The sequence below is a fragment of the Umezawaea tangerina genome (genome assembly GCF_003002815.1).
Lineage (GTDB): Bacteria > Actinomycetota > Actinomycetes > Mycobacteriales > Pseudonocardiaceae > Umezawaea > Umezawaea tangerina.
On the sequence record NZ_PVTF01000014.1, the window covers coordinates 65,988 to 86,602 of the forward strand.

The window sequence follows — 20,615 nt, forward strand, 5'->3', positions numbered from 1 at the left end:
CCCATGACGAAGCCATCGGCGGGTACCCGCCCGGAGTTCGCGACGAACGACGAGGCCAAGGGAGACCGCGTCGCCTCAGCGATCAACTCGCTCCTCTCCTACTTGCGTGGGAAGTGGGTGGAACCTCCCGCACTGGCCATCGCGACCGCTTACTTCAACCCGGCCGGGTTCGGCCTGCTCGCCGAAGAGTTGGAGAAGGCCGGACCGGTGCGCCTTCTGCTCGGGGCGGAGCCGACGGACGCGGGCCAGCTGTCCCGAGTACGGCCGCTGGGGCGGCGGCAGCGCCGCCGCGGACCGTCCCCCGAGGTGGTTCGTGCGTTGGAAGGGCACGCGCGATCGCTGTTGGAGGACCGCGACCTGCTCGGATTCACGCTTGAGGCCGACATGGCCGCGCGCCGGCTGGTGGCGTGGATCGAGGAGCACCCCGGAGTTGAGGTGCGTCGGTACGAGCGCGGATTCCTGCACGGCAAGGCGTTCATCGTGGAGTCGGACACCACCGGTGTGATCGCAGGGTCGAGCAACTTCACCTACGCCGGCCTGGCGCGGAACAACGAGTTGAACCTCGGGCACTACCAACCGACCACGGTGGGGCAGGTGCTCGCCTGGTTCGACGAGCAGTGGGGCAAAGCGATCCCCTACGACCTCGCAGGGCTGTACAAGGCGAGGTGGGAGCCCTATCAGCCGCTGGACGTCTTCCTGCGGATGCTGCACGAGAACTACGGGGCCGATCTCGAGGACGCGACGGTCGGCTCGAAGCTCGGCCTCACCGCGTTCCAGGCTGACGGCGTGTGGCGGGCCAAGCGAATACTGGACCGCCGCAACGGTGTCCTCATCGCGGACGAGGTCGGCCTGGGCAAGACCTACCTGGCCGGGGAGTTGATCTACGAGGCGACCGTGGTGCGCCGCCAGAAGGTGCTCATCATCTGCCCCGCCACGCTGCGCGACTCCACGTGGACCGGATTCCTGCGCCACCACAACCTCCGTGCCGACGTGCTGTCGTACGAGGAACTCGCGTCGAACATCGACACGGCGGGCAACCGCACGTCAGCGCTCCAGGACCTCGACGAGTACGCGATGGTGGTCATCGACGAGGCCCACGCGTTCCGCAACAACGCCACCAGGCGGGCGGAGGCGTTGCACCGCATCGTCGACTCCAGGGTCCCCAAGGACCTGGTGCTGCTCACGGCGACCCCGGTGAACAACAGCCTCGAGGACCTCTACAGCTTGATCATGTACTTCGCCCGCAACGACTACGCGTTCGCCGATGTCGGCATCCCGTCGTTGCGGCAGTACTTCAACAGGGCGATCGCGACCGACCCCGACAGCCTGACCGCCCAGCACCTGTTCGACGTGCTCGACGCCACCGCCGTGCGGCGCACACGGCGGTTTGTGAAGAACCACTACAGGGGCGACAGGATCCGGGTGAACGGCGTCGAGCAGGAGGTCTCCTTCCCCACGTGCGAGGTGCGCCGCGTCGACTACGACCTCGCGGGTGTGCTGCCCGGCGTGTTCGACGCACTGGCTACATCACTGGGAGCCCACGTGGCAGAGGAGATCATGACGTCGACCGTGGCCGCCGGGGTCATCCTCGCCGACATCGGTCAGGTCCTCACGATGGCGCGCTACGTGCCGTCCCAGTTCCGGCTCGACGGCGACACCGAGCAGTACGAGGCGCAGAACGCGGGGCTGCTGCGATCGGCGCTGCTGAAGCGGTTCGAATCCTCGGCGCACGCCTTCCGCAGCACCGTGGCGAAGATGATCACATCGCACGCTCGGTTCCTCAACGCCCTGGAAGCGGGCTACGTGCTCACAGGGGAGAACCTGCGCGACTTCGTCGCCGTCGGCATGGAGGGTGCCGAAGACTTCCTCGTCGAACTCGAGGACGACGAGGGCACGATGGACGCCTCCAACTACGACGTCGACGCCCTCCGCGGAGCTGTCCAGGCGGACCAGGACATCCTGACCTCCTTGCACGACCGGGTCGGCCACATCGATCACACCACCGACCCCAAGGTCGAACGGCTTGTCGGCGAGCTCGCCACGATCGCCGCTGAGGCCGCCGCGGAGGGCATCGGTGAAGAGGACACCCGGAACAAGCGGAAGGTCCTCGTCTTCACCTACTTCGCCGACACCGCCGACTACATCCACACCGCCGTCAGGAACGCGGTCATCACCGACGAGCGGCTTCGTGCCTACCGGGATCGCCACGCCAAGATCTCCGGCTCGGACGGGAGCGATCGCACCGGGGTGATCACCGGGTTCGCCCCTCGCACAGCGGGGGCCGGGGATGAAGAGGACCTGTACGACCTCATCATCACCACCGACGTGCTCGCCGAGGGGGTGAATCTGCAACAAGCTCGGCACATCATCAACTACGACCTGCCGTGGAACCCGATGAAGCTGGTCCAGCGGCACGGGCGCATCGACCGCATCGGCTCCCTGCACAAGCGCGTGTTCATGCGCTGCTTCTTCCCGGACGAGGATCTCGACCGGTTGCTGGGCCTCGAGGAACGGCTCCAGCGGAAGCTGAAGCAGGCGGCGGCGGCCGTCGGTGTCGGTACGGTCCTGCCCGGCGTCGACCCGGTCGAGCGGTCGATAACCGAGACGCGCGAGATGATCGACAGGATCAAGCGGGAAGAGGCCACTCTGTTCGAGGAGGGCGGCTCCGCGGCCCTGTCCGGTGAGGAGTACCGGCGCAGGTTGGCCGACGCCTTCAAGAACACCGCCACGAGGACCAGGGTCATCGGGTTGCCGTGGGGTTCGGGCGGTGCCATCGCCCGGCGGAACGCCGACCCCGGTTTCGTGTTCTGCGCTCGGGTCGGTGATCACGACAGGCCGTTCCACCGGTACGTGCCGCTCGACGAAGACCTGACGACGCGCACCGTCCGGACGGCGGACGGCGACCTGGTGGCGGAGATCGTCCGGGACACCCTCGCCTGCTTGAACCAGGCCGATCCCGGTGACCGGGACGCACCCGCGGTCGAGCTCGCGGAACCGATGTACCGGGCGGCGTTCGACGCGTGGGTCGTCGCACGAGCCGACGTGCATCGGGACTGGTCGCTCCACACGGATCCAGGAAGGCTCTCACCGCCGCTGCCCAAGGTGATGAGGAAGGCCGTCGAGTACGTCGAGGGACACGGTGCGTTCCTCGGCGAGCGGCAGGACGATCTGGCGTCGCGGCTCAGGGCGCCCTACACGAACAGGGTTCAGCGGGCTGTCCGCGGTGCACTCGCCCATGACGAGCACGGCACGCCGCAGGAGACCGTCGAACGCATCGCCGCGGTGGCCGACGAATACGGACTCAGCATTCCCGAACCGCCGATCCCCCTGCCGCCCGCGAACCTCGAGGACGTCCACCTGGTGTGCTGGACGGCGATCGTGCCCGTGCCTGAAGTCGAGTCGGAATCCGAACGGGAATCAGGAAGCTGATTTCACGGTACGGAGCGGAGGATTGGTGAACCCGGTTCAACGAAGTGAGCCGGGTTCGCCTATCGCCGCGGTTGAATTACCTCTTTCGAGTGGAATATCCATCCTTTGTTACGTTTTCCGCCGCTGATCCGACTTCTTTTGTACACGACTCGGAGGAAGGTGGCTGGTGATCACGATCGCGGCTGTCGACGACCATCCGCTGATTCTGCACGGACTGGGGGCCTACTTGGCGAAATTCGCGTCGGACGTGACGTTGCGCGCGGTCTACCTGTCGGTTTCGGAGCTGTTGGCGAATCCACCGGTGCCGGAGGTGGTGCTGCTCGACCTGCTGCTGCCGGGGGAGCCCGAGGTCGCTGACAACGTGCGCAGGCTGCGCGAAGCCGACGCGCAGGTGGTCGTCTACACCTCCGACACCCGACCTGGATGCGTGCACCAGGCGTTGCGAGCCGGGGCGCTCGGGTTGGTGTTGAAGGGAGATCCCGAGGAGCGGCTGGTCGACGCGATCCGGGCCGCGGCGGCCGGGGAGAGCGCCCATTCCAGCAGGCTCGCGCACGCGATCATCGAGGACCGGCGTGCGTTCATCCAGCTGCCGCAAAGGGAACGCGATGTCCTGACGCTGATCGCGAAAGGGCTTCCCCGCAAGCTGGTCGCGAAGGAACTCGGCATCAGCGAAAAGACGTTGCCGACCTACCTGAGTCGCGCGAGTGAACGCTACCGGGACGCGCTCGGCATTCCGGTGCCGCCGAGTCCGGGTGAGACGGTCGCGTTCGCCTTGGAGGACGGGCACATCGAGTTGTCAGCCGACCGGCCGCTTCGTGACGAGCCCTGACACGTCTCGCACCTACCTCTACGGCGTAGAGCGGGGTATGCAGCGGTCGTTCGCCTCGCTCGCCCTGCTCCTGCTGGGGTCGAACCTCGGCACGATCGTGCCCATGGCGGATCGGGTGCCTCCGGCCGTGCTGGTGATGACGGCGATCTTCGGCGGGTATCTGTGCGTGACCGCCGCCCGTGCCTGGCGTGTGCGCCTGGGCGCGGCGGACAGCGTCACCGGAATGGTGTTGGCCGGGGTGAGCGCCCTGGCCTACGTGGTGCCCACCGAACTGGTGCTGCCGATGGCGACCAGGGGCAACGCCGTGGTCGTGGCGACACTGCTGGCCGCGGGATTCCTGCGGACGCGTCTCGCGGTCGTGAGCTGCCTTGTGCTCGTGCTCGTGTACTTCGCGACCGCGCTGCCGGTGGACGGCCTGGCGGGAGCCGCGGAAGGGTTGTGGCCGATCCTGGCGTCTCCGCTGGCCGCCGGCGCGGTGAGCCGGGTGCTGCGGAGAGCCGCGTCCCGTGCCGATGAAGCTCAGGTTTCCGTGCACGCCGCGCGTGTCCTGTCCGCGTCGTCCGAAGCCCGGCGTGCGGCGCACAAGCAGTTCCAGCGCACCCTGCACGACGACGTGGCGGCGGCCTTGCGAGCTGTGACGACCCTTGGTCTCGATCCTGAAGCGGTGCGCCAGGCTTGTGCCACCGCGATGATCCGCGCCGAGGCGGCGCCCGTGCCGCCGTCCAGCGAGGTAGAGGACCTGCGTGCCGGCCTGGACCTGTTGCCTGGCCCGGCGGGGACGAAGGTGGAGCGGCTGCCGGGCCCACGGGTTCTGGTGTCCGGCGAGGTGGTGCGCGCCGTGCTCGACGCGGCCCGCGAGGTGCTGGCGAACGTCGGGCGGCATGCCAAGGCGACGGTGGTCGTGATCGAGCTCGTGGGCGACCGGGAGGGGTTCGTGTTGCTGATCCGCGACGACGGCGTCGGCTTCCGCACGGACATGGTGCGCCGGACGTCGTTGGGTCTGCGGGAATCGGTCATCGGGCGGCTCGCCGAGATGGGCGGGACGGCCGACGTGCGCTCCGCGCCGGGAGAGGGGACCACCGTCGAGCTGCGGTGGTCGCGCCCGCGCGGCGAACCGCTGCCACCGGTTGTGAAGAGCACGCGCCTGCGAGGCATGACCGCCGCGGTCGACGACTTGAGGCAGCCCCTTGCCGCGGTGTGCCTGCCCTACCTGGCAAGCATGGTCCTGCCGGTCGTGAGCAACCTGGACGCCGCACCGGGGATGGGGTGGCTCGCGGCGTGGTACGGAATTCTGACCGCGGGCACAGTGCTGTTGATCATGTTCGCTTGTAAGGCGGTGCCTCTCGCGGTCGGCGTACTGGCGGGAGTGTGGGCCGGAGGTGGTGCGGCCGCCGCGCTCTTGGTGATCCCCGCGGACAGCTTGACGAACTTCGCCTCGTGGCCCATCGGCGCGACCGGCCCGATGCTCGTCGTTCTGGGCACGCTCTGGCGTTGGCCCCTGTCGGTGGCGGCGCTCTTCGTCGAAGAGGTCCCGTTGCTCGGAATGATCGCCTCCGGCGCCTTCGTCACGCGCTCGTACACGGACGCTCTGCCCGCTGTCACGGCGCCGATGCTCGCACTGGTGATGGGCCTGGTCATCACGAACACCATCGCGAGGCTGGGTGGCGTGGTGCTCGCGGCGGGAGCCGAACGCACGGAGATCGCGGTGTCGACCGCCGCGCGTGACAGCAGGCTTTCCGTCCACGCGAAGCGGATCGCCGAGATAGGAGCCGAGATCCTGCCGTTCCTGCGCTGGTTGGCCACCGCTGACCGCGCCGCGTTCGACCTGGAGGAGACCCGCGTCCGCGCTCGTGGACTGGAGTGGATGGCCCGCGACGAACTGCACATCCCCGGAGTCCTGGACACGAGGCTGCGTCACCTGCTGATGACCGCGCGGGACAGCGGATGCGTGGTGACCGTCCAGGCCGATACCGACACCCTGCACCCTCCGAGCAGTGTGCGCGTCGTGCTCGACGCGGCGCTGTCGACCTCCCCGATGCCGAGGGAACTCATCCTCTCGCTGTCGACCGAGGGCAGTGGGGTGCTGATCAGCCTGGTGTGCCAGCCGCATGACCGCGCACGGGCGGACGCACTGCGAACCGCGCTGCCCTCGGCTGCGGTGACCGAGTACGAGGCCGAGGCCATCGCGGTCGAACTGCTCGTCGCCCTCGACACCTGAGCGGGCTGTCCTGTCTTTTGCGGACAGCGGGGAAGCCACTCCGTCAGTCACTCTCAATCGCATCGGATCACCTGGTCCGGCAACGAGAACAAGACGAGGACGGTGTGTCGTGGGAACTCTCCGCGAAGACTTCAACAACCCGCAGCGCGTGCCCAAGGTCGTCATGCACGTGACGCTGACCGACGCGACCTCGATGAAGGCGCTCGGCGACGCGAACTGGCTGCCCACCATGGCCTGGTTCTTCGAGCAGGTCGGTGACGCGGTGACCCAGCAGGGCGGCACGATCTGCAAGTACCTCAACGACGGGGTGGAGGCGACGTTCCCCGTCGACCTGGCCGCGGAGGCGATCAACTCCGGCATCCAGGTGCAGGAGCGGATCGTCGAGGCCCAGCGGGACAACACCTACCGCTGCAACTGCTCCATCGGCATCGCCACCGGACGCGTTGTGGAGTTCAACAGCGGCGCGTACACCGACTACGTCGGAGCCGTCGTCGACCGCTCGGCGCGGCTCGCCTACGCGGCCAACGCCGGAGCGATCTTCGTGGACGAGGCCACTGTCGGCGCGTCCAACATGATGAGGGTGTTCTCCAACTACGGCAACGTGATCAACCGGGAAGGAGGGCAGTACCTGTCGCCGCTGGAAGAACTGCCGGCCGCCGGGTTCCCCGAGCGGATCAGCTACCACGAGATCCTCTGGGCCGCGCAGCCGTTCAGCGTGCGGGCCAGCGAGGTGACCAAGATCGGCGACATGCCGATTCCGGACCGGTCGCCCGCGCCGAAACCCCTGCAGAGGCGGGAGTGGCTGCGCGGCACGGTGTCCCGTTGGGACGACGAGCGCGGCAACGGATTCCTCTCCACTTCGACGGGGACGTACTTCCTGCACCGTAGTCACCTGGCGGCCGGGATCAGCCGGATCGATGTGGGTACCACGGTGTTCTTCCTCGGGGAGGAAGCGCACGGTGCCGGGAGACACCCGCGCGCCGTGTGTGCGCTGCCGGTCGGTGCCGAACTCTCCGTGCGGATCGACAAGATCCGCACAGCGTTCGGCTTCCACCGGCTGGCCGACTCGCGCAACTTCGGCCGGGAACTGTTCCTGGACCTGGGACGCGGCGCGGAGAGCCGGTTCCAGCTCGGTCAGCAGGTCCGGGTGCGGGTGACGGAGAACCAGGAGGGCCCGGTCGGCGCGGTGATCGTGCCCGAGCAGCAGGCGCTCTCCGCATGAGACCCAGGCGACTGGCAGACGGCACCCGCTTCGCGATGGCGTTGACCATCGCGGGCGGGACCGCCGTCATGGTGGGCGCGTGGTTCGACGGCTACCTCCAGGCGGTCTGCCTGGAGCTAGGTGGCGCGGTGCTGCTCCTTGCTCCGCTCGTGCTGGCCGAGGGTGTCGTGACCGGCCGCATCGGCAGGCGGGTCGAAGACGGAGTGGCGGAGGCGTTGAACGGGGCTGCGGGCACACCGCATCCGGACGACACGGCGCGCATCCGAGACCACCTCGTCGATCACCTGCGGAGGTCGGGGCAGGCCTGGCAGGCGATGACAGCGGACAGCGGACCGTTCGACCTGGCACTGGAGCGTCCGGGCAGCCGCATCGCGGTCGCGATCCGGCAAACGCCGTTCGCCCTGGACTCGGCGACGGTCCAGAGGCTGCACACCGAGGCTCGGAAACTGGGGCACACCGAACTCGTCGTGATCAGCCTGACCTCGCCGACGGACCTCGCGGAGGAGTTGGCCCTCCACACGCCGGGGTTGACGTTGATCGGCGACGTCGCGGACCTCGACGCGAGGCTGGACAACGCCCTGCGCACGGCCGCCGCACGGCGCTCGTGACCGCTAGACAACCGCTTCAGGCAGGTGGTGCGGGGCTGAGCGCCGCACCCCCTGCCCGAAGCCCAGCGAGGTCGGACGCTCACTTGCCCGCGTGCAGGGCGCTATTCCACTGCGGTGGTGGCGGCGACTGGGGTGGTGTTGGTGGGGGCCGTGGGGGTTTCGTTGGGGTCGGGTTGGCGGGAGATGAGGATGGCGGCGGCTGTTGTTAGGGCGGCGCAGCCGAGGATCATGGGTAGGTAGCTGTGTTCTACGTCGGCGATGATGGCGCCGACCTGGCTGCTTAGGGCGACGGCGACCATGTGGAGGGACCAGAGGACGCCGAGGGCGGTGCCGCGGGTGCCTTTGGGGACGATCTGGGTGATCCAGACGGTGGTGGCGACGACGGTGGCGAGGTAGCTGGCGCCGAAGATGGCGCCGAACAGCAGGACGATGGCGGCGGAGTCGAAGAAGGGGAGCAGGAGCATGGAGGCGGCGCGGATGAGGTAGGCGCCCATGAGGGTGGTGCGGATGAGGCCCTTGTCGCAGAGGCGGCCGGCTACGAGGGAGCCGATGATTTCTAGGACGCCGAGCAGTACGAAGGAGAGGGAGCTGACGGCTGGGGCCACGCCGTGGTCGTGCATGTGGGGGAAGAGGTGCACGTCGATGAAGGCCATGGTGGTGCCGCAGGCGAAGAAGGGGAGGATGAGGCCGCGGACGCGCTTGTTCTGGAAGGTGGTGCGGATTCCTTGCCAGAGCGTGGTTTCCGAGGGGGTGGGGCGGCCGCCCTGGCGTGCTGAGTACTTGACCAGCACGAGGGACAGGGGGAGCAGGACGGCGATGAAGACGACGCCGACCGCGAGCAGGATCCGGTTCCACGTGAGGGTGGTGCCCAGGAAAGTCCACAGTGGAACGAGGACGATGAAGCCGACGGCGGCGCCGTTGGTGAGGACGGCGTAGACGAAGCCCGCGTTCCTGCCGCGGAAGAGCTGGTCGGCGAGCACGCCGAGCGGGACGAACGAGAGCATGGTGCAGCCGATGGCGCCGAGCACGCCGTAGGCGAGGACGAACATCCAGATGTCGGTGGCGTAGGCGCAGAGGATCAGCACGCCGCCGGTGGTGGCCGCGCCGATCGCGAGGACGGGCACGGCGCCGATGCGTTCGGCGAGGTGGCCGACGGCGGAGGAGACGAGGGCGGTGACCACCGCGAAGAGGGTGGTGGCGATCGCGAGCGTGCCGCGGTTGACGTCGAGGCCGTCGGCGATGGGCAGGAAGAGCACCTGCACCGTGCTCTTGAGCGACGAGCCCGCCATCGAGATGAGGAAGCTGACAGTGGTCGCGAAAAGGACGAATGCGGTGATTCGGCCCGCTGTTCTGGTCATGCCGCGGAACACACCCCTTTGTCGTCCGGCGGCGCGCGTGCGTGTGCGACACCATTCCAAGATCCATGGCGGAGTCCGGGCGCGCTCCTGCGGGCGCCCGGCGGTCCGCGGGTCATCCTGGCACGGGGGAACTGTCCGGAGAACGGTTTTCCGCCCCGCCGGGGTTTGTTATAAGAATGGCGAATAGGTGGGCACGGCTGGGGTGACCTTGTCGTGGGAAACCCTATTCGCCCGTTGACAGTGCGGCCCCGGTGTGCGTGGAACCGCTTCTACCTGGGGGTTGTCGAGCCATCCGGCCTTCGCATGCCAGGTTTCGGGATGTGCTGGTGAGGGCTGTGCTTCCTGTGCATAATACGGCGGACCCGGACATCCCGCGGTAATGGACAGCGCTCGGTGGGCGATTTTTCCGGTGAACAGCCCATTCGGTGGCGACAAACGGGTGAACCCCCGATTTCACCGGGGCTGGACTTCCGAAATCACGACGGACGGGAAATGGCGGACGATGTCGCAGACGGCTAAGGCAGTGGTCGCACTCGGCAAGGGGCGGCCGGTGGAGGTGCGGGACGTCATCGTCCCGGACCCCGGACCGGGGGAGGTGACGGTCCGGGTCCAGGCGTCCGGCGTCTGCCACACCGACCTGCACTACCGGGACGGCGTCATCGGCGACAAGTTCCCCTACCTGCTGGGCCACGAGGCCTCCGGTGTGGTGGACCGGATCGGGCCGGGCGTGCACAACGTGGCCCCCGGCGACTTCGTGATCCTCAACTGGCGCGCGGTGTGCGGGCGCTGCCGCCCCTGCCGTCGCGGCAACCCGACCGCGTGCGTCGACGACTTCGTGGCGGACCAGCAGATGACGCTGGCCACTGGTGAGCCGCTCGGTGCGGCACTCGGCATCGGCGCGTTCAGCGAGCTGACCCTCGTCCACAGTGGACAGTGCACGCCGGTCGACCCCCGCGTCGACCCGGCGGTGGCCGGGCTGCTCGGCTGCGGCGTGATGTCGGGGCTCGGCGCGGCGATGAACACCGGCGGGGTCACCAGGGGCGACTCGGTCGCGGTGATCGGCGTCGGCGGTGTCGGCGGGGCGGCGGTGGCCGGTGCGAAGCTGGCGGGCGCCACCCGGATCATCGCGGTCGACGTGGACGAGCGGAAGCTGGCCCACGCCAAGGGGTTCGGCGCGACGGACCTGGTCGACGCCCGGAAGACCGACGACGTGGTCGCCGCCATCAGGGCGCTCACCGACGGCCTCGGTGCGGACGTGGTGATCGACGCGGCCGGCTTCCCGGAGACCTGGCGGCAGGCGTTCTACTCCCGTGCGCTCGGCGGTACGTTCGTGCTCGTCGCCCGGCCGGACGCGGGGATGCGCCTGGAGATGCCGCTGCTCGACACCTTCCTGCGCGGCGGCGTCTACAAGACCTCCTGGTACGGCGACTGCCTGCCGTCGCGGGACTTCCCGGCGCTGGTCGACCTGCACCTGCAGGGCAATCTGCCGCTGGAGAGGTTCGTCACCGAGAGGATCTCGCTGGCCGACGTCGAGGAGGCGTTCGTCAGCATGCGCCGCGGTGACGTCCTGCGCAGCGTCGTGGAGATGGGCTGAACGACGGACGACGCCGTCGGGACCGGGGTCCCGACGGCGTCCTGGTGGTCAGCCGAAGAACAGCGACCTGATGCCTGCGGGGAAGCCGATCGCCGCGAGGTCGGGCACGTCCTCGGTGATCACGAGCGACTTGCCCTTGCACCCGGCGTCGGACCAGATCTTGAGCGAGCCGGACGGCTGGATCGACTTGATCTCGCCGCGGACGTCCTTGCAGCCGGGGCCGGTGATGCCGCTGGCGAAGTTGTCACCGCTGAAGTCGTCGAAGTTCTTGCCGGTGAACACGGTCGCGGAGGTCGCGGGCTTCGCGTCGGGAGCGGCGGGCGGCGGCGTGACCGGCTTGGCGGGACCGGCCTTCTGGCCGTCCGGCGTGACGCCGAACCAGGTGCCGCCGACGCCTTGGCCCAGCGTGTCACCCGGCTTGGTGTCCTTGGTGAAGCGGTAGACCGGCCACCCCTTGATGGTCACCTGGAGCTTGCCGTCGTCGCGCTTGACGACGCCGATGTCCTGCTTCTTGATGCCCGCGAAGAAGATCTTCCCACCCGGCATGACGGTGACCGGCGGCCACGTCACGGCGCAGTCGCCGTTGCAGGTGGCCTTGGACGGGTTCGCGGAGTCCTTGTCGAACCGGTACAGCGTCAGCCCGGCGCCGTTGATCACGACCGGGTCCAGGTCGCCCGCGCTGGCCGCGCGCAGCGACACCCACTTCTCGCGCGTCTCCGCCGGAGCGCTCACGGGGGCCATGTCGCCCGCCTTCTCGTCGGCCTTGTTGGACCGGGCCGTGCCCGACAGGGTCTGCACGTCGGAGGTGGTGCCGGAGCCGCTGTCGGGGGACGACGACTGCGTCGCGGGTTGCGCGGTGCCGCCGGTGGAGCCGCAGGCGGACAGCGCGATCGCGCCGACCGCGAAAAGGACGGCAAGGGGCCAGGCATGCTTGCGCAGCATTGGTTTTCTCCGAGTGTGGTGTGGTGCAAGTCGATGTACGACCCAAGCACGCACGCGCGGCCGGATCGGTTCAATCCTTTTCGGATCGACTTCGAGAACCTTGCACGGGCACCGGAACGAGACGCGCTGGGCGTCAGCGATGGGCGTCCACTTGGGACTCGCGCAGCACGCGCAGGAGCTCCTGGCGCAGCCCGGCGCAGACGGCGATCGTCGCCGCCGAGTCGGCGGTGTGCTCGGTGTCGTCGAGGTCCACGACGACACCGCCCGCTTCGCGCACCAGCAGCACACCGGCGAGCGTGTCCCACGGCATGTTCGCGAGGATGACCGACGCGTCCAGCCTGCCCTGCGCGACCCACGCCAGGTCGATCGCCGCCGTGCCGATCATCCTGATCCGCTGCGCACGGGCGCCGAGCCTGCTGAGCAACGCCATCCGGACGGCGTTCTTCGCCTCCGCGCCCTCACCGCGCGCGAAGTCGCCGATGGAGATCACGGCCTCCGCCACGTCGTCCACGGCCGAGGCGCGGACGCGCTCTTCACCGACGAACGCGCCCCCGCCCTGCACGGCGGAGTAGGTCACGCCGAGGAACGGCGCGTCGATCGCGGCCAGCACCCCGCGGCGACCCGCGACCAGGCCCAGTGACACGGCGCACAACGGGATGCCGCGGGCGAGGTTCGCCGTGCCGTCGACCGGGTCCAGGGCCCACCACAGCGAGTCGTCCGCCGGCCCGCTGCGACCGTGCTCCTCGCCGAGCACGCCGATCTCCGGCGTCTCCCGCGCCAGGAACGCCTGCACGGCGTCCTCCACGGCGAGGTCGACGTCGGTCACCATGTCGCGCTCGCCCTTGGCCGTCACCGACCGCGGCGCGCGCTCGGTGACGATCCTGTTGCCGATCGCCACGGCCTCGCGGGCGATCGGCAGCAGGTCCTCGTAGCTCAACGGTCGACCGCGTGCGGCAGGTCGGACTCGAACACGTCCACCTGCGGGAGGTCGTGGCCGAGCCGGTCGCGCTTCGCGGTCAGGTAGCCGATGTTGTGGTCGTTCGCGGGCATCAGCAGCGGCACGCGCGCCGCCACCGCGATCCCGTTCGACTCCAGCGCCTCGATCTTGTCCGGGTTGTTGGACATGAGCCGCACCGACCGCACCCGCAGGTGCCGGAGCACCAGCGCGGCCGGGCCGTAGTCGCGGGTGTCGACGGGCAGTCCCAGCGCCGTCGCCGAGTCGAGCGTGTCCATGCCCTGCTCGTCCTGCAGCACGTGCGTGCGCACCTTCTCGACCAGGCCGATGCCCCGGCCCTCGTGGCCGCGCAGGTAGATCAGGATCCCGCTGCCCTCGCGGACGATCGCGTCCAGCGCCGCGTCCAGCTGTTCGCCGCACTCGCACCGCATGGCGCCGAAGATGTCACCGGTCATGCACTCCGAGTGCACGCGGACGAGCACGTTCTCGCGCATCCGCGTCTTCCCGTAGACCATGGCCATGTGCTCGTGCCCGTCGGCCCGGAACGCCACGGCGCGGAACGTCCCGCGCCTGGTCACCAGGTCCGACTCGGCCACGTCTTCGTGACTGATGGCTTGCTCGTGCATCCGGTCCCCTCGTCACCAGGTTCCGTCCGATCGCATCTAGTCTCGGCCGGAAGTCGTACCGTAACCCGGCTCGACCACACATGGAGGTCACCCTGTTCAGCATTACCGTCCGCGATCACGTGATGATCGCGCACAGCTTCCGCGGCGAGGTCTTCGGTCCGGCACAACGCTTGCACGGAGCAACGTTCGTGGTGGACGCGAAGTTCAACCGGACCGATCTCGACTCCGACAACATCGTCGTCGACATCGGACTGGCCACCCAGGAGCTGGGCGCTGTCCTCGCCGAGTTCAACTACCGCAACCTGGACGAGGTACCCGCTTTCACCGGCGTCAACACGTCGACGGAGTTCCTCGCCAAGGTGATCGCGGACCGGTTGGCGGACCGCGTCCACGCGGGTGCGCTCGGTGAGGGCGCCCGCGGGCTGAGCGCGATCTCCGTCACGTTGCACGAGTCGCACGTCGCGTGGGCGAGCTACGAACGTCCGTTGTGACCGTCCACGTGGTCCTCCCCGGCGGGGTCGACGACGTGACCGCCCCCAGCGGGGGCAACGTCTACGACCGCAGGGTCTGCGCCGGGCTCGGCGTCCACGAGGTGGCCGTCGGGGGTGCCTGGCCGCGTCCGGGGGCAAACGTTCGCGCGGAGCTGGCGGCCGTGCTGGCCGGGTTCCCCGACGGCGACGTGGTACTGCTCGACGGGCTCGTGGCCTGCGGCGTTCCCGAGGTCGTCGGACCGCAGGCCGGCCGACTGCGGCTGGCCGTCCTGGTGCACCTGCCGCTGGCCGACGAGACCGGCCTGACCCCCGCGGCCGCGGCGGAGCTCGACGCCGCCGAGCGGGCCGTCCTGCGGGCCGTGGACGCGGTCGTGGCGACCAGCCCGTGGGCGGCGCGGCGGCTGGTCGGGCACCACGGGCTGGCTCCCGAGCGGGTGCACACCGTCGTGCCCGGCACCGACCCCGCCCCGCTCGCGCCCGGCAGCGGCGGGTCCGGGCGGCTGCTCTGCGTGGCCTCGGTGACCCCGCGCAAGGGCCACGACCTGCTGGTGCAGGCCCTGGCGACGGTCGCCGACCTGCCGTGGACGCTCGACTGCGTCGGGCCGCTGGGCCACGCCGAGCACGTCGCGCGGGTCCGCGAGCTGGCCGAGCGGCACGGGCTCGCCGACCGGGTGCGGCTCACCGGCCCGCTCACCGGCGAGCCGCTGCACCGGGCCTACGCCGCCGCCGACCTGTTCGTGCTGGCCTCCCGCGCCGAGACCTACGGGATGGTGGTGACCGAGGCGCTGGCCCGAGGCCTCCCGGTGCTGGCCAGCGCGGTGCCCGACGCGCTCGGCGACGGCGGGCTGCTCCTGCCGCCGGGTGACGCCGGGGCGCTCGCGGCCGCGCTGCGGCGCTGGTTCACCGACGAGGACACCCGTCGTGAGCTGCGCGGATCGGCCCTCCGCCGGAGGGGCGCGCTGCCGACGTGGGACGAAGCCGTCCGGGACCTGGGACGGGTGCTGGCTAGCCTGCGCGGATGACGACACCTGGCTTCGCCCCGGAATGGCTCTCCCTGCGCGAGAGCGCCGACGCCGACGCCCGCTCGACCGAGCTCCCGGAGCTGCTCGGGCCCGCGTTGAACCGGGACCCCCTGGTCGTACGTGACCTGGGTTGTGGAACGGGATCGATGGGACGGTGGCTCGCCGGACGGCTGGGCGGCGTGCAGCACTGGGTGCTGCACGACCGCGACCCCCGTCTGCTCGACCTGGCCGGTGCGAGCATGACCGGCCACGGGGTGACGGTGCAGACGCGGGAGGGCGACCTCACCGCGCTGCGGGCGGCCGACCTCGAGGGCACCTCGCTGGTGACCGCCTCGGCGCTGCTGGACCTGTTGACCGACGACGAAGTGAACGGGTTGGCCGCCGCGTGCGTAGAAGTCGGTGTGCCCGCACTGTTCACGCTCTCCGTCGCCGGGAAGGTCGAGCTCGATCCGGCCGACCCGCTCGACGCCGCGTTCCAGGAGGCGTTCAACGCCCACCAGCGCCGCGTCGTGGACGGCCGCCGTCTGCTCGGCCCCGACGCCGTGGCGGCCACGACGAGCGCGTTCGAGACCCGCGGCGCCCAGGTGGTCACCCGGCCCAGCCCGTGGCGGCTCGGGGCGGACCAGGCCGCGCTGACGGCCCAGTGGCTGCGCGGCTGGGTCGCCGCGGCCTGCGAGCAGGACCCGGCGCTGGCCGCCGACGCCCCCGCCTACCTGGAACGACGGCTCGCGGGCGGGTCGCGGGTCGTGGTGCACCACACCGATCTCCTGGCGCTCCCGAGGGCCGACTGATGGGCAGGCTGTGGCCGTGGCTGCGCCTGCTGATGGCGGTCGGCATCCTCGTTGCGCTGGGGTGGCGGCTCGGTACCGGCGCGTTCGTGGACGGGCTGCGCGCGATCAGCGCGTGGTCCGTGCTCGCCGCGCTGGGCATCGGGTTCGCGACCACCGTGCTCAGCGCGTGGCGGTGGTGCGTCGTCGCCCGCGGCCTCGGCCTTCCGCTGCCGCTGGGCACCGCCGTGGCGGACTACTACCGCGGCCTGCTGCTCAACTCCGTGCTCCCCGCGGGCGTGCTCGGCGACGTGCACCGCGCGGTGAACCACGGCAAGCAGTCCGGTGACGTCGGCCGCGGCGTGCGCGCGGTGGTGTTCGAGCGGTTCGCTGGCCAGGTGGTGCTGATCGCCATCGGTGTCGCCGTGCTGCTCACCCAGCCCGTCACGGCGGTGGACCTCGTGCCCGGCCGCGGTGTCGTGCTCACCGCGCTGGCGGTGCTCGCCGTCGCGGCCGGGCTCGCCGCGAGCTCCCCGGCCGTGCGCCGGGCGCTGCGGACGACGTGGGCGGACGCGCGGGCGGGCCTGCTGTCCCGCTCCGCCCTGCCGCGCGTGGTGTTCTCGTCCGCGGCGACCCTGCTCGGGCACCTCGCGATGTTCTTCGTGGCGGCCAGGGTCGCCGGGTCGACGGCGTCGGTCGGCCAGCTCGTGCCGCTGTTCGTGCTGGCGCTGCTGGTGATGGCGATCCCGGTGAACGTCGGTGGCTGGGGACCGCGCGAGGCGTTCCTCGCGGTCGCGTTCGGCACGGCCGGACTCGGTGCGGCACAAGGGCTCACCACCGCGGTCGTCTACGGCGTGCTGGCCATGGTCGCCGGTCTGCCCGGTGTGCTGGTGCTGTTCCGCGGTCGGGCCACCGCACCCGTCGTGCCGCCGGTACCCGCGGGGCGGCCGTCAGGCGCCCAGGACGTCGAGGTACTGCCCGAACGACTCGACCAGCGCCGCGAGCAGGTCCTCCCCCTTGCGGCTTGACGCGAGCGAAGGTCGGCCGACGACACCGGACTCCGTGTACGGGGCCAGTCCCAGCGTCAGCAGGTGCCGCCGGTCGTCGGCGAGGTGGTCGCTCGTCCCGTACCCGGCCCGCACCACCTCGGGGTGGGCGTGCAGCAGGATCGACGTCTCCAGCTCACCCGCGTGCATGTCGCTGTCGGCCGACGTCTCGATGCCCGCGGCGGTCCGCGCGCCGTCCCAGTCGGCCAGGCCGGGGAACAACGCCATCCCGTCGGACTCCTGCACGATGTTGGAGAGCACGTAGTTGCCCCCGTGCCCGTTGACCAGGACCAGGTTCGGGACGCCGGAGCGGCGCAGCGAGTCGGCGATGTCGCGCACCACCGAGAACAGCGTGCGCGCCGAGATGCTCACCGTCCCCGGCCACGCCGCGTGCTCCTGCGAGCACGAGATCGTCAACGGCGGCAACAGCTGCACGGGGTACGCGTCCGCGACGGCCCGCGCGATCGTGCACGCGATGACGGTGTCCGTCGCCAGGGGCAGGAACTCGCCGTGCTGCTCGTGGCTGCCGACGGGCAGCACGGCGACGGTCGCCCGGCGGTCGCGGACGTCGGTGGTGGTGTCAAGCGGAACCAGCTGCATGCTCCGCACGGTAGTCAATCCGGTGGCACAGCGCCGGGAGCTCGCCGCTGGCCAGCCTCGGCACCACGTCGGGCAGCTCGTCGAAGCGGCTCTCGCCGGTGATGAGCGCGTCGAACACCGGGTCCGCCAACAGGTCCAGCGCCAGCGCCATCCGCTCGGCGTAGGTCCGGTCCGGACGGCCGACCGTCCCGACCTGGCTGCTGCGCACGGTGAGCCTGCGGGAGTGGAAGAACTCGCCGAGCGGCACGCTGACCCGCCGGTCGCCGTACCAGCTCAGCTCGACCACCCGGCCCTCCGGCGCGAGCAGTTTCAACGACCTGGTGAGCCCGGCCTCGGTGGCGCTGGCGTGCACGACGAGGTCGCACCCCGCCAGGGCGTCCTCGGGCAGCGCGAAGTCCACGCCGAGCGCGTCGGCGACGTCCGCGCGCGCGGGATCGGCGTCCACCAGCTGGATCCGGGCGCCGGGGAACCCCGCGAGCACCCCGGCGACGGCGCACCCGACCATCCCGCCGCCGACGACCGCGATCCGGTCGCCGATGAGCGGAGCCGCGTCCCACACCGCGTTAACGGCCGTTTCCACCGTCCCGGCGAGCACGGCGCGCTGGGGTGGAACCGGTTCCGGGACCGGTGTCACCGCTTCGGCGGGCACGACGTACTCCGTCTGATGTGGATGGAGGCAGAACACCGTGCGGCCGCGGAGATCCGGCGGACCGTCCTCGACGACACCGACGTTGAGGTACCCGTACTTGACCGGCCACGGGAAGTCGCCCTCCTGGAACGGCGCCCGCATCGCGGAGTGCTGGTTCTCGGGCACACCACCGCGCAGGACAAGGGCTTCCGTGCCGCGGCTGATCCCCGAGTAGAGCGTGCGGACGCGGACCTCGCCGGGCCCCGGATCGGGGATCCGTCCGTTCCGGATCTCACTTTTTCCGTCCGAGGTGAACCAAAGAGACCTTGCCGCGCGTGTCATCCAAGAACCTCCGAGAAAAACGACGGGGCCCACTGCCGAGGGGCGTGATGACCACACTTCAGCACAACACCACGATGTCGGCCGTGCCGGAGCACGCGGCGTGGGCGGGCTCCCAAGTCCTCCTGCTCGGTGTGCTCGACGGCACGGTGGGGCTCAACCTCGTCGGTTGGCTCGCCGGACTCGCCTACGCCGTCGCCACCTGGGCGCTGCTGGGCGGCGCGTTGCAGCGCTCCGGCACCGCGCTGGGCCCGGCCGACCGGGTCACCCTCGCCAGGGGCGTGCTCGTCGGCGCCGTCACCGCGCTGGTGGTCGACCGGGCGGGGGAGGGCGTGCCCACGACGCTCGTCGTCGTCTTCACCGCCGTGGCGCTGTCGCTGGACTTCGTGGACGGCCAGGTCGCCCGGCGCACCGGGACCGCGTCGCCGCTGGGTGCCCGGTTCGACATGGAGGTCGACGCCTTCCTCATCCTCGTGCTGAGCGCCCACGTGGCGCTCGCGCTGGGCCCGTGGGTGCTGCTGATCGGCCTGATGCGCTACGTCTTCGTCGCGGCGTCCTGGGCGGCGCCCTGGCTGTCGGCGGACCTGCCGTCGAGCTACGCCCGCAAGACCGTGGCCGCGCTGCAGGGCGTGTTCCTCGTCGTGGCCGCGTCCGGTCTGCTGCCCCGCGCGGAGATCGTCGTCGGGGTCGCCCTCGCGACGCTGCTGTGGTCGTTCGGCCGGGACACGGCGTGGCTGTACCGCAACCGGCCGACCCTGGTGGCGGAGGCCGCGGCGGTGGAAGGATGCGTCCATGTCTGACCGGGGCACCACCGCGCGCAACGTCGGCAACATCGTGCTGTGGGTCGTCCAGATCCTGCTCGCCGCCTACTTCGTCTACAGCGGGTACCTGCTGTTCGGCGACGGCACCGTGCGGAAGTTCGACGAGATCGGCCTCGGCCAGTGGCTGCGCTACCTCACCGGCGTGCTGGAGGTCGCGGGCGCCATCGGCCTGCTCGTCCCGCGGCTGTGCGGACTGGCCGCGCTGGGGCTCGCGGGTGTGATGGTCGGCGCTGTCGGCACCGAGCTGTTCCTGGTGGCCAAGGGCGGTCCCGTGCTGCCCGCCGAGCTGCTCGTGGTGTGCCTCGTGGTCGCGTTCTTCCGGCGGGACACCGTCCTCGCGCTCCTGGCGAGCGTCCGCCGGTCCTGATCAGCGCTTGGGGAAGTAGCGCAGCACGGCCACGTCCCCGAGCTTCTCCACGGCCTCCAGGTGGAACCGGTGCGCGGGCCCGCCGGGGAACTCGCCGGGGTTCACGAACCGCGGCGCGGAACCCTGCCCGATGAGCATGGGCGCGACCGCCATCCGGATCTCGTCGGCCAGCCCGGCCTCCAGGAAACCGGTGTGGATCCGGCCGCCGCCCTCGACCATGAGCCGCTCCACGCCGCGGCGGCCAAGGTCGTCGAGCAGGTCGCCGAGGTCGATCGCGGACCCGAGCGCGACGACCTCCGCGAGGCCGCCGAGGCACGCCGTCGCCGTCACCCGGCCGGAATCCGTTGTGTAGACGAGCTTCTCGCCACCGTGGTGCCAGAACCTCAGGTCGGGGTCGAGGTTCCCTGAGTCGGTGACGGTGACCTTCACGGGGTGCTCGACGAGTCCGGCCGCCACCCGCGCCGCCCGGCGCTCGCCGCTGTTCACCAGCAGCCGCGGGTTGTCCCGGCGCACGGTCTCCGCGCCCACCAGGATGGCGCCCGACTCCGCGCGCATCCGGTCCACGTGGTCGAAGTCGTCCGCGTTGGACAGCGGGAACCGCTCCGCGCTCCGGTCGTCGATGTAGCCGTCCACGCTGACGGCGACGCTGAGCAGAACGTACGGGCGCGTCACGGTTCGTCCGTTTCGTGTGGGCTGCCGGGGCTTCCCGACACGGTACCCACCCCGCGCGGGTGAACCGACCACGTCCCGCGC

The 20,615-nt window shown here is 70.5% G+C and carries 19 protein-coding genes; 12 read left to right on the forward strand and 7 right to left on the reverse strand.

The window, feature by feature from the left end; all coding sequences use genetic code 11:
- The first annotated feature begins 3 nt into the window (after window positions 1-3).
- The 5 genes from CLV43_RS37240 to CLV43_RS37260 all read left to right on the forward strand — a co-directional run bounded on the left by CLV43_RS37240 (window position 4) and on the right by CLV43_RS37260 (window position 8,306).
- A complete protein-coding gene (locus CLV43_RS37240) occupies window positions 4-3,429 on the forward strand; it encodes an SNF2-related protein (protein WP_106193563.1) in 3,426 nt (1,141 codons plus the stop codon).
- Between the two features lie 166 nt (window positions 3,430-3,595).
- Window positions 3,596-4,258: a response regulator gene (locus tag CLV43_RS37245; protein ID WP_106193564.1), complete on the forward strand. Its 663-nt coding sequence runs from the start codon at window positions 3,596-3,598 to the stop codon at window positions 4,256-4,258.
- Window positions 4,245-6,476 (forward strand): sensor histidine kinase, encoded by a 2,232-nt coding sequence (locus tag CLV43_RS37250; protein ID WP_146175055.1) that lies wholly within the window; start codon window positions 4,245-4,247, stop codon window positions 6,474-6,476. The genes CLV43_RS37245 and CLV43_RS37250 overlap by 14 nt, the downstream gene beginning before the upstream one ends.
- 109 nt (window positions 6,477-6,585) lie before the next feature.
- A complete protein-coding gene (locus tag CLV43_RS37255; RefSeq protein ID WP_106193567.1) occupies window positions 6,586-7,698 on the forward strand; it encodes an adenylate/guanylate cyclase domain-containing protein in 1,113 nt (370 codons plus the stop codon).
- Window positions 7,695-8,306 carry a hypothetical protein gene (locus tag CLV43_RS37260; RefSeq protein WP_146175056.1) on the forward strand — a complete coding sequence of 204 codons (612 nt, stop codon included), beginning with the start codon at window positions 7,695-7,697 and terminating at the stop codon, window positions 8,304-8,306. Before CLV43_RS37255 ends, CLV43_RS37260 begins: the two co-directional genes overlap by 4 nt.
- A 101-nt stretch (window positions 8,307-8,407) precedes the next feature.
- Here the strand turns inward: CLV43_RS37260 and CLV43_RS37265 are convergent, their stop codons facing one another.
- Window positions 8,408-9,664, reverse strand: a complete 1,257-nt coding sequence (locus CLV43_RS37265) for an MFS transporter (RefSeq protein WP_146175057.1) — start codon at window positions 9,662-9,664, stop codon at window positions 8,408-8,410.
- A gap of 502 nt (window positions 9,665-10,166) precedes the next feature.
- Here CLV43_RS37265 and CLV43_RS37270 point away from each other — a divergent pair.
- Window positions 10,167-11,258 (forward strand): S-(hydroxymethyl)mycothiol dehydrogenase, encoded by a 1,092-nt coding sequence (locus CLV43_RS37270; RefSeq protein ID WP_106193572.1) that lies wholly within the window; start codon window positions 10,167-10,169, stop codon window positions 11,256-11,258.
- Window positions 11,259-11,306: 48 nt separating this feature from the next.
- Here CLV43_RS37270 and CLV43_RS37275 read toward each other — a convergent pair whose 3' ends face one another.
- The 3 genes from CLV43_RS37275 to ribA form a co-directional block, all read right to left on the reverse strand.
- Window positions 11,307-12,200 carry a hypothetical protein gene (locus CLV43_RS37275; RefSeq protein WP_106193574.1) on the reverse strand — a complete coding sequence of 298 codons (894 nt, stop codon included), beginning with the start codon at window positions 12,198-12,200 and terminating at the stop codon, window positions 11,307-11,309.
- Between the two features lie 133 nt (window positions 12,201-12,333).
- Window positions 12,334-13,137 carry an inositol monophosphatase family protein gene (locus tag CLV43_RS37280; RefSeq protein WP_106193575.1) on the reverse strand — a complete coding sequence of 268 codons (804 nt, stop codon included), beginning with the start codon at window positions 13,135-13,137 and terminating at the stop codon, window positions 12,334-12,336.
- A complete protein-coding gene (gene ribA / locus CLV43_RS37285) occupies window positions 13,134-13,781 on the reverse strand; it encodes a GTP cyclohydrolase II (RefSeq protein ID WP_106193577.1) in 648 nt (215 codons plus the stop codon). The genes CLV43_RS37280 and ribA overlap by 4 nt, the downstream gene beginning before the upstream one ends.
- A 92-nt stretch (window positions 13,782-13,873) precedes the next feature.
- On the opposite strand from ribA, the gene CLV43_RS37290 reads away from it, so the two are divergent.
- The 4 genes from CLV43_RS37290 to CLV43_RS37305 are packed head-to-tail and all read left to right on the forward strand — an operon-like array spanning window position 13,874 to window position 17,089.
- The gene (locus CLV43_RS37290) at window positions 13,874-14,272 is read left to right on the forward strand and encodes a 6-pyruvoyl trahydropterin synthase family protein (RefSeq protein ID WP_106193982.1); all 399 of its coding nucleotides are present in this window, start codon (window positions 13,874-13,876) and stop codon (window positions 14,270-14,272) included.
- Window positions 14,269-15,294, forward strand: a complete 1,026-nt coding sequence (locus CLV43_RS37295; RefSeq protein WP_245887256.1) for a glycosyltransferase family 4 protein — start codon at window positions 14,269-14,271, stop codon at window positions 15,292-15,294. The genes CLV43_RS37290 and CLV43_RS37295 overlap by 4 nt, the downstream gene beginning before the upstream one ends.
- Entirely contained in the window at window positions 15,291-16,085 is a 795-nt protein-coding gene (locus tag CLV43_RS37300) for a class I SAM-dependent methyltransferase (protein WP_106193580.1), read from the forward strand. Before CLV43_RS37295 ends, CLV43_RS37300 begins: the two co-directional genes overlap by 4 nt.
- Entirely contained in the window at window positions 16,085-17,089 is a 1,005-nt protein-coding gene (locus CLV43_RS37305) for a lysylphosphatidylglycerol synthase transmembrane domain-containing protein (RefSeq protein WP_106193582.1), read from the forward strand. The genes CLV43_RS37300 and CLV43_RS37305 overlap by 1 nt, the downstream gene beginning before the upstream one ends.
- On the opposite strand, the gene CLV43_RS37310 is transcribed toward CLV43_RS37305, so the two are convergent.
- The gene (locus CLV43_RS37310) at window positions 17,012-17,707 is read right to left on the reverse strand and encodes a creatininase family protein (RefSeq protein ID WP_106193583.1); all 696 of its coding nucleotides are present in this window, start codon (window positions 17,705-17,707) and stop codon (window positions 17,012-17,014) included. The two genes, CLV43_RS37305 and CLV43_RS37310, sit on opposite strands and share 78 nt — an antisense overlap.
- Complete coding sequence (locus CLV43_RS37315) at window positions 17,688-18,677, reverse strand: zinc-dependent alcohol dehydrogenase (RefSeq protein WP_106193585.1); 990 nt, start codon at window positions 18,675-18,677, stop codon at window positions 17,688-17,690. Before CLV43_RS37315 ends, CLV43_RS37310 begins: the two co-directional genes overlap by 20 nt.
- A 47-nt stretch (window positions 18,678-18,724) precedes the next feature.
- Between CLV43_RS37315 and CLV43_RS37320 the strand changes: the two genes are divergently transcribed.
- Window positions 18,725-19,474, forward strand: coding sequence for a CDP-alcohol phosphatidyltransferase family protein (locus CLV43_RS37320; RefSeq protein WP_106193586.1), 750 nt, complete (start codon window positions 18,725-18,727; stop codon window positions 19,472-19,474).
- Window positions 19,467-19,862, forward strand: coding sequence for a DoxX family protein (locus tag CLV43_RS37325; protein WP_106193588.1), 396 nt, complete (start codon window positions 19,467-19,469; stop codon window positions 19,860-19,862). Before CLV43_RS37320 ends, CLV43_RS37325 begins: the two co-directional genes overlap by 8 nt.
- Here the strand turns inward: CLV43_RS37325 and CLV43_RS37330 are convergent, their stop codons facing one another.
- Window positions 19,863-20,534 carry a RibD family protein gene (locus CLV43_RS37330; protein ID WP_106193590.1) on the reverse strand — a complete coding sequence of 224 codons (672 nt, stop codon included), beginning with the start codon at window positions 20,532-20,534 and terminating at the stop codon, window positions 19,863-19,865. It abuts the gene before it with no gap.
- Window positions 20,535-20,615: the final 81 nt, after the last annotated feature.

Excerpts from the sequence above, each read along its gene's own strand:
- CLV43_RS37305 (WP_106193582.1), top strand. The coding sequence starts at position 16,085 with ATGGGCAGGCTGTGGCCGTGGCTGCGCCTGCTGATGGCGGTCGGCATC.
- CLV43_RS37275 (WP_106193574.1), bottom strand. The coding sequence starts at position 12,200 with ATGCTGCGCAAGCATGCCTGGCCCCTTGCCGTCCTTTTCGCGGTCGGC.
- CLV43_RS37260 (WP_146175056.1), top strand. The coding sequence starts at position 7,695 with ATGAGACCCAGGCGACTGGCAGACGGCACCCGCTTCGCGATGGCGTTG.
- CLV43_RS37325 (WP_106193588.1), top strand. The coding sequence starts at position 19,467 with ATGTCTGACCGGGGCACCACCGCGCGCAACGTCGGCAACATCGTGCTG.
- ribA (WP_106193577.1), bottom strand. The coding sequence starts at position 13,781 with ATGCACGAGCAAGCCATCAGTCACGAAGACGTGGCCGAGTCGGACCTG.
- CLV43_RS37320 (WP_106193586.1), top strand. The coding sequence starts at position 18,725 with ATGACCACACTTCAGCACAACACCACGATGTCGGCCGTGCCGGAGCAC.
- CLV43_RS37300 (WP_106193580.1), top strand. The coding sequence starts at position 15,291 with ATGACGACACCTGGCTTCGCCCCGGAATGGCTCTCCCTGCGCGAGAGC.
- CLV43_RS37315 (WP_106193585.1), bottom strand. The coding sequence starts at position 18,677 with ATGACACGCGCGGCAAGGTCTCTTTGGTTCACCTCGGACGGAAAAAGT.
- CLV43_RS37270 (WP_106193572.1), top strand. The coding sequence starts at position 10,167 with ATGTCGCAGACGGCTAAGGCAGTGGTCGCACTCGGCAAGGGGCGGCCG.
- CLV43_RS37265 (WP_146175057.1), bottom strand. The coding sequence starts at position 9,664 with ATGACCAGAACAGCGGGCCGAATCACCGCATTCGTCCTTTTCGCGACC.
- CLV43_RS37310 (WP_106193583.1), bottom strand. The coding sequence starts at position 17,707 with ATGCAGCTGGTTCCGCTTGACACCACCACCGACGTCCGCGACCGCCGG.
- CLV43_RS37240 (WP_106193563.1), top strand. The coding sequence starts at position 4 with ATGACGAAGCCATCGGCGGGTACCCGCCCGGAGTTCGCGACGAACGAC.